This is a genomic window from Frankia sp. CeTa3Moorea, assembly GCF_978021225.1.
On sequence record NZ_CDXDOR010000073.1, the window covers coordinates 1 to 7,813 of the forward strand.

General features: G+C 71.2%; 7 protein-coding genes. 4 read left to right on the plus strand and 3 right to left on the minus strand.

All coding sequences use genetic code 11. From position 1 onward, the window contains the following. On the minus strand, positions 1-1,253 hold a 1,253-nt coding region (locus AC08OV_RS14210), incomplete at its 3' end, for an acetyl-CoA hydrolase/transferase family protein (RefSeq protein ID WP_476619769.1). A 103-nt stretch (positions 1,254-1,356) separates the two neighbouring features. On the opposite strand from AC08OV_RS14210, the gene AC08OV_RS14215 reads away from it, so the two are divergent. Then, a complete protein-coding gene (locus tag AC08OV_RS14215; RefSeq protein WP_476613021.1) occupies positions 1,357-3,132 on the plus strand; it encodes a sensor histidine kinase in 1,776 nt (591 codons plus the stop codon). Positions 3,133-3,224: 92 nt separating this feature from the next. Here the strand turns inward: AC08OV_RS14215 and AC08OV_RS14220 are convergent, their stop codons facing one another. Further along, on the minus strand, positions 3,225-3,962 hold the full coding sequence (locus tag AC08OV_RS14220) for a DUF427 domain-containing protein (protein WP_476613020.1): 738 nt from the start codon (positions 3,960-3,962) through the stop codon (positions 3,225-3,227). A gap of 173 nt (positions 3,963-4,135) precedes the next feature. Between AC08OV_RS14220 and AC08OV_RS14225 the strand changes: the two genes are divergently transcribed. The 3 genes from AC08OV_RS14225 (at position 4,136) to AC08OV_RS14235 (ending at position 7,209) form a co-directional block, all read left to right on the plus strand. After that, the gene (locus AC08OV_RS14225) at positions 4,136-4,402 is read left to right on the plus strand and encodes a DUF1876 domain-containing protein (protein WP_476613019.1); all 267 of its coding nucleotides are present in this window, start codon (positions 4,136-4,138) and stop codon (positions 4,400-4,402) included. Between the two features lie 188 nt (positions 4,403-4,590). Continuing rightward, complete coding sequence (locus AC08OV_RS14230) at positions 4,591-6,228, plus strand: LCP family protein (RefSeq protein WP_476613018.1); 1,638 nt, start codon at positions 4,591-4,593, stop codon at positions 6,226-6,228. Positions 6,229-6,447: 219 nt separating this feature from the next. Continuing rightward, positions 6,448-7,209: a 3-hydroxyacyl-CoA dehydrogenase gene (locus AC08OV_RS14235; RefSeq protein ID WP_476613017.1), complete on the plus strand. Its 762-nt coding sequence runs from the start codon at positions 6,448-6,450 to the stop codon at positions 7,207-7,209. Between the two features lie 6 nt (positions 7,210-7,215). Here AC08OV_RS14235 and AC08OV_RS14240 read toward each other — a convergent pair. Next, a partial coding sequence (locus AC08OV_RS14240) for a class I tRNA ligase family protein (protein ID WP_476619770.1) occupies positions 7,216-7,813 on the minus strand: 598 nt, incomplete at its 5' end.

Genomic DNA, 7,813 nt, shown 5'->3' on the forward strand with positions numbered 1-7,813 from the left:
CTAAGTCGGGCGGTCTGTTCGTGCTGACCACGCCCCCACACGGCCGCGGTCCCGTTCTCGGAGACGACGTAACTGTGCTGGAAACTGGTGACCGGGCTGGTAAGCCGCGGCAGCACACAGGAATCCCCCGACCGGGCATGCCGGCTCGGCAGGGCGATGATCGCCTTGCCGTCGGCCGCGTGCAGCGCGCCGACGACGAAGTCGGACTGCCCACCGAAGCCGGAGTAGATGCGGTTGCGGATCCAGGACGCGTTCGCCTGCGCATACAGGTCCACCTGCAGCGCGGTGTTGATCGAGGTCATCCGCGGCTGCCGGGCGATGACCCCCGGGTCGTTCACGATCTCGGTGCGTACCAGCAGCAACCGCGGATTGCGGTGCGCCCACGAGTAGAGCTCGGCCGACCCGAACAGGAACGAGGTCCGCAGCGGTGTCCCGGCGGCCAGCGCGCCGGAGGCTTCGAGCGCGAGCATGCCATCGGAAAAGGTCTCGGTCCACACGCGCAGATCCCGCCGGTCGACGAGGGCCGACAGCGTGGCGTTCGGGACACCGCCGATGCCGAGCTGCAGGGTCGCCCCGTCCTCGACGAGCGCGGCGACCCGCTCGCCGATCTGCCCGCGGACGTCGTCGACGAGCGTGACCGCGGGGCTGGCGAGCGGCTGCTCCACCTCCACGGCGAGGTCGACGTCGTCGATGCTCAGTTCACCGTCGCCGAAGGTGTAGGGCATCGACGGGTTGAGCTGGGCGACCGCTAGTCCCCCGCGCGCGCGGGCCGCCTCGACCGCGGCCGGCAGGATGTTGACTTCGGTGCCGAGCGAGACCTTCCCTCCGTCGGGCACGCTGGTGTGCAACACGACGACGTCGGGCCGGTGGGTGGTCGCGAGCAGGCGGGGTACGAGGCTGAGCCGGTTGGGCAGGTAGTCGAGGCCAGGCACGTTGCGCATCGCCGGGCCGACGAACGCGGTCTCCGGCGTCACGCCGTCGCGCTCCGGCACGCCGCCCTGAGCGTTGATCATGAAGAGGCGGTATTCACTCACCACCGCGTCGATCACACGCAGCGCGACGAGCGGGGTAGCGAAGTTCCCCGCCGCCACGACCCGCGGCGTGGCCGACCGCCATCGGCCAGGACCGGCTACCCCAGGACCGGCTACCCCAGGACCGGCTACCCCAGGACCGGCTCCACCGCCCGCACCGGAGCCTGCGGCGAGATGGGTCTCGACGCGGCGACCGAACTCCGCCTCGCTGACGATATCCATACCCGCATGGTGGCGTATCCGGTGCGCGGCCGGCGAAGAATGGTCATCACCTCATCCCGCGGCTCATGCCGGCCCAGGCCCGGTCGGTTATCGTCTTGAGAACATGGAGTCCGAACGGGACCTCGCCTCCGCGGACGAAGGGACCTCCGATCTGGCCGGCACCGCACCGCCGCCAGGACCGCCGGGACCGCCGGGAGAGCTGATCTTTCCCGCGGTCGCTCGGCTCGAGCTCGACGAGCTTCTCGCCCAACTGGTGGACCGGGCCCAGGACGTTCTGGCCACTCAGAGCCGGCTGCACGGCCTGCTGCGAGCCAACCGGATGATCACCGCCGACCTCAGTCTCGACGTGGTGCTACGGCGCATCGTCGAGTCCGCGTGCGAGCTGGTCGACGCCCGCTACGGCGCGCTCGGGGTAATCTCCCGCGACGGTCGGCTCGAACAGTTCGTGCACGTCGGGATGGACCCGGGACTCGTCGAGACGATAGGGCGGCTGCCCCGGGGAGACGGCGTGCTGGGCCTGCTCATCGCGGAACCGCAGCCGGTGCGCCTCGACGACATCGCCGACCACCGCCAGGCGGTCGGTTTCCCCCCGGGCCACCCACCGATGCGGGCCTTCCTCGGGGTGCCGATCCGGGTCCGCAACGAGGTCTTCGGCAATCTCTACCTCACCGAGAAACGCGGCGGTCGGGTGTTCACCGCGGAGGACGAGGAGCTGGCGCTCGCGCTGGCCGCGAACGCCGGTGTGGCGATCGACAATGCCCGGCTGTTCGGGGAGGCCCAACATCGCCAGCAGTGGTCGCAGGCGTCCGCCGACATCACCCGGCATCTGCTCGCCGACGGCGACGACCCGCTGGAACTGATCGTCCAGCGGGCCCGCGACGTCGCCCGCGCGGACACGACGGCGCTGGCTCTCGGGTCGGAGACGGCGACCGAGCTGTCCTTCGACGTCGCCGCCGGGCAGGACGCGGACCTGCTACGGGGCCGGCGGGTACCGATAGAGAGCTCGCTGGCCGGCCACGCGGTACGCGACCATGCGCCGCTGGTCGTCGCCGACGTCCGCGAACTGGCCGAATCCGAGCTCCACGACCTCGACATCGGGCCAACGATGATCGTTCCGCTGATCACGTCACATGTCACGTCCGGGGCGCTGATCCTCGCCCGGCGCCGTGGCGGTGACCTGTTCACGGACGCGGACCTGGAGCTGGCGGCCGCGTTCGCCGCGCACGTCGCGCTCGCGCTGGAACTCGCCCGCTCCCGGGCCGCACGCGGCCGGCTGTCCCTGCTGGAGGACCGCGACCGGATCGCCCGCGACCTGCACGACCACGTGATGCAACGCCTGTTCGCGGTGGCGATGGGCCTGCAGGGCCTCGCGGCCAGCGAGGAGCGGCCCACCCGGGCGGAGCGGATGAACACCTACGTGGAGGATCTCGACGAGACGGTACGGGAGATCCGCCACACCATCTTCGAGCTGCGGGGCCGGGCGGCACCGGCCACGGGCAGCGGCCTGCGGGCGCAGATCCTGGGCGTCATCGACGACATGACCGGCGCGTTCGGCTTCACCCCGCGGGTCCGGCTGGACGGACCGGTGGACACGATGATCGGTCCCACCCTCGGCGACCATCTGATCGCGGTCGTGCGTGAGGCGCTGTCCAACGCCGCCCGGCATGCCAAGGCGGGCAGTGTCGAGGTGACCGTGACCGCCGCGAGCGGCGCCGTCACCGTCGACGTGGTGGACGACGGGGTCGGCATCGGCTCCACCACCCGCCGCAGCGGGCTGGCGAACATGCGGGCCCGGGCGCAGGACCTCGGCGGGACCTTCGAACTCGGCCCGGGCCCCGACGGCGGCACCCAGCTGCGCTGGTCGGTGCCGACCAGCTGACCCGTCCGCAGATCCGCCAGCCGACGGATCTCACGGATTCGTCACGGATTCGTCACAGATCCGCGACGGATCTCTGCGTTCCCGGCGGGAGCTCAGGGAGTCGCCGTCTTCTCCCCGTCCAGGAAGAGGTCGACGCGCTCTTCGTAGAAGCAGACCAGCCCGGCGATCCGGGCGCTCTCCGGGAACGGGGTCCGGTAGGTCCAGACGAGATCGGGGTACGTCTTCCCGTCGATCTCGACCGAGTAGTACTCGGCGTGCCCCTTGTAGGGGCAGCTGGTCCGGGTGTCCGAGGGGCGGAGCAGGTCCTGCCGGGCGTCGGTGAGGGGAAAATAGTAGCGGGGCGGCAGGCCCGTCTCGAACAGGATGACGGGTCTGCGCGAGTCCGCGACGGTCACCCCGTCAACCTCGACCCGCACGTGCCGGGAGCTGGCGAGAGCGTCCACCCGGGTGTACGGGCTGCGCGGATGGACGTAGATCGGCTCGTCCTCCTCGAACCACCCGTCCATCGCGTTCCAGTCGAAGCGGACCAGGTCGCGCAGCCCCTCCAGCGGTGACTGCGGGTAGGACCAGGCCGCCTCGGGGGCGGTCGTCCCCGCCACGACGACGTCGTAGTAGACCGCCTCCCCCCGACTCGGCGAGTGCTCCACCCGCCCGGTAGGCGCCAGGGTCGCGCCGACGTCCGCCCTCGGCAGGTAGTACACAGGATGGTGGGGATTTTCCCAGACCAGCGCCGGGCGCGCCGTATCCGCGACCAGCTGGCCGCCCAGATACGCCCGCACCCGCTTGCGGCCCTGTTCGAGCCGAACCCGCCCTCGTGCCTCGGTCGTCATCCGCTCGCCTCCCGTCCTCGCATTCAAACGGGTCCCTCCCGGGACCGGTTGCTTCTCTAGGCCAACCGGCGCGGCGCCCCGCGCCTTCCCGCCCCCGTGTCACCGGGAAGCACGCGGGCACGTGACAACCAGGAAGAACTCATCCGAGGAGAGCTCGTCGGACGGAGGCCGAGATGACCACCACAAGAACCTGGACCGTGCAGATCTCCCTGACGGAGCAGGACGGCCGTACCCAGGCGGACGCGGCCCTGCACGGCAGCGCCCGCGACGATCTACACGGGACGGGACAGGCCCGGCTGCACCCCGGGGAACCCGACGTTCCCGAGATCGGGGACGAGGTGGCCGCCGCGCGCGCGTTGTCGGAGCTGGCACACCGCCTGCTCGACGCGGCCGCCGAAAATATCCAGGCGGCGATAGCGGGACCCGACCGGACCATGTGATCGTCGTCCGCCGCCGGCGGAGCCAGTGGAGCCAGTGGAGCCGGCAGAGCCAGTGGAGCCGGCGCCGCCCACCGCCCGGATATGGCCAAACCCGGCTGAACCCCTCATCCGGGAGCATGAAACCATTCGTGTTACTTTCCGTGCTATGCCGGACCCTGCTCGCCGGACCGCTCGAGGAGAGGCGGGAAGTGACCGCACCGCACCTGCAGAACGACTCCGCCGACCCCGTGCGGGTGCTTCCGCCCCGGCTCGACCCGCGGGGATCGAGGTCCGGCCGGTCGGGATCCGGGTCGGCACGCGGCGGGCGGTCGGCGAGGCGTCGCGGGTTGCTGGTGTTCCTGGCCTTCGTGTCCTGCATCGTGTTCGTGGCCACGGTGGGGGGCTGGGCCGCGTACTTCTATGTCGACGGCAAGGTCAACCGGATCGACCTCGGCCTCGGTTCGAGCGGCGACTCCGGCGGAGTGGGGAGCGCGAACTACCTGCTGGTCGGGACCGACAGCCGGGCCGGTACTGACGGTAAGTACGGGAACGCGCCGGGCCAGCGCTCCGACACGACGATCCTCGCGCACCTGGCGAAGGACGGGACCACCACGATGGTCTCGTTCCCCCGTGACATGTACGTGCTGATCCCCGAGTACACCGACGACGCCGGCAAACACCACAAGGCCTGGCACGATAAGTTCAACGCCGCGATCTCCGTGGGCGGCCCGTCGCTGTTGGTGCGGACGGTGCAGAGCCTGACCGGCCTGCAGGTCGACCACTACCTCTCGATGGACCTGGCGGGCTTCAGGGCAATCACCGACGCCATCGGCGGTGTCCAGGTCTGCATCAAGCCGTCGGGCACGGAACCGAGCCGCTACCAGGACGACCGCGGGCGGTGGCGGGTGAGCACGAACACCAACGACCCGATGAGCGGATTCGTCGGCGGGCCGGGGACGATCCAGCTCGGCGGCGACCAGGCCCTGGCCTTCGTCCGCCAGCGCCACGGCCTGCCGGACGGCGACTTCGACCGCATCCGCCGGCAGCAGCAGTTCATCGGTGCGATGTTCCGCAAGATCATGACAGGCGACACCCTGACGAACCCGGTCAAGACCGAGAAGCTGATGTCGGCGGCGGCGAGCGCGCTCACCCTCGACGACCACACCAGCATCGCCGACCTGCGCAGCCTCGGGACCCGAGTCCGCGGGCTGGCCACCGGGGGCCTCCAGATGCAGACCGTGCCCGTCCACGCGCCGACCCGTGCCGAGGGGGCGCTCGACGACAACGGCAACATCCTCCTGCACGGAGTCCCGGCCTCCGTGCAGTTCTACCGGCCGGACGACCTGCAGCGCATCGTCGCGCCGATGGGTGGCAAGGTCGAGGGCGCGAGTTCTACCACCGACGCCGGGAGCAGGGGGACCGGTCCGGCGCTCGCTCCCGGCGCCGCCGCCGCGCCCTCCCAGGTCCGGGTCGCCGTCTACAACGGCTCGTCGCGGGCCGGACTCGCGTCCAAGGTCACCGAGCAGCTGACCGCCAAGGGCTTCCACGCCCGCAACGCCGGCAACGCCTCGGTCCTCACCCACGAGACCTCCCGGGTGGTCTACGCCCCCGGGCAGGAGGCCAAGGCGAACACTGTCGCCGCGGCAGTGCCCGGCTCGGTCCTGCTCGCCGATGCGAGCATCACCGGTGTCCAGCTCGTCCTGGGCTCCGGCTTCACCGCGGTGGTGACGCCGAGTGTGACGGCCAGTGGGACCGCACCCACGCCGGCGGCACCAGCGGCCGGACCAGCGCCGCCGGGAGCGCAGGTGGGTGCGCCCTCGCCGGGCGCACCCACCTGCACCTACTGATTCTCCTGGTCCCGCCGGTAGAGTCCCACCGGCCCACGGGACCGCGGTCCGCCCGCGTGGCTTGCACTACTCTTCCGGGGTGTGCACGTCTTCCGGGGTGTGCACGGATGGCCGCCTCCTCTGGCCGCGGTCGGGGGTCGGCCAGGTCGCTCCCCCAGCTCCACCCCGCACAGCCAAGGCCGAGCCTCCGGCCGGCGTCCCTCCCGGAGAGGAACTCACGTGCAGATCACGGATTCAGTCGCCGTGGTGACCGGCGGGGCTTCCGGCCTCGGCCTTGCCACCGCCACCCGGCTTGTCGACGCTGGTGCCAGCGTGGTCCTCCTCGACCTCCCGTCCTCGAACGGCGCGGCGGTCGCGGAGAAGTTCGGCAGCTCGGTGCGATTCAGCCCCGGCGACGTCACCTCCGAGCAGGACGTGACGGCAGCTCTGGACGTGGCGGCCGAGCTGGGCCCGCTGCGCATCGCCGTCAACTGCGCCGGCATCAGCAACGCCGCCAAGACACTGAGCAAGGAAGGGCCGTTCCCGCTGGCCATCTTCGAGCGGGTCGTCAAGGTCAACCTGATCGGCTCGTTCAACGTCATCCGGCTCGCGGCCGAGCGGATCAGCAGGACCGAGGAGATCGACGACGAGCGTGGCGTCATCATCAACACCGCGTCCGTGGCGGCGTTCGAGGGCCAGATCGGGCAGGCCGCCTACTCGGCGTCCAAGGGCGGCATCGTCGGCATGACGCTGCCGATCGCCCGCGACCTCGCCAGTCTGAAGATCCGCGTGGTGACCATCGCCCCTGGCCTGTTCGACACCCCGCTGCTCGCCTCGCTGCCGGAGCCGGCTCGTGTCTCCCTCGGCCAGCAGGTCCCGCACCCCTCCCGCCTGGGCTCCCCCGACGAGTACGGCCTGCTCGCAACCCAGATCATCGCGAACCCTATGCTCAACGGCGAGACCATCCGCCTCGACGGTGCCATTCGGATGGCACCCCGCTGAACGGGTTCACAGCGCCGCGAGCTGCTCGGCGAGGCGCGCAATCGAGGTCTCGGCGTCAAGCAGCCGCTGGCGGGTCTTTTCGACCACGGCGACCGGCGCGCGGCCGGCGAAGTTCGGGTTGGCGAGCTTCGCGGCGACCTGCTCCTTCTCCCTGCCGGCCTCGGCCAGCAGCTTGCTCAGCCGCGCCCGTTCGGCCGCCGTGTCAAGCGCGCCGGACAGGTCCAGGGCCACGCTGACCGATTCCAGGGCGACGGCGGGCCAGTCCCCCGGTAGTCGGTCGGCGACCGTGAGGTCGAGGGAGCACAGCGCCCCGATCTCCTCCCGCCACCCGGCCAGACCCCCAGCGCCGGCCGGGCCACCCGGACCGACCCGATCACCCGGACCGACCATGACCGCGGCCACCCGCCGGCCGGGGCGCAGCCGCTGGTTCGCCCGGAACTGCCGCAGCCCCGTCACGACCCGCCGGAGCCGGTCGATCTCGGCCTCGGCGGCCGGATCTGCGCGGCCGGCGATCGAGACCGGCCAAGGCGCGGTCACCACCGTCGTCCCCCCGGTCAATGCCGTCCACAGTTTTTCGGTCACGAACGGGATGACCGGATGCAGC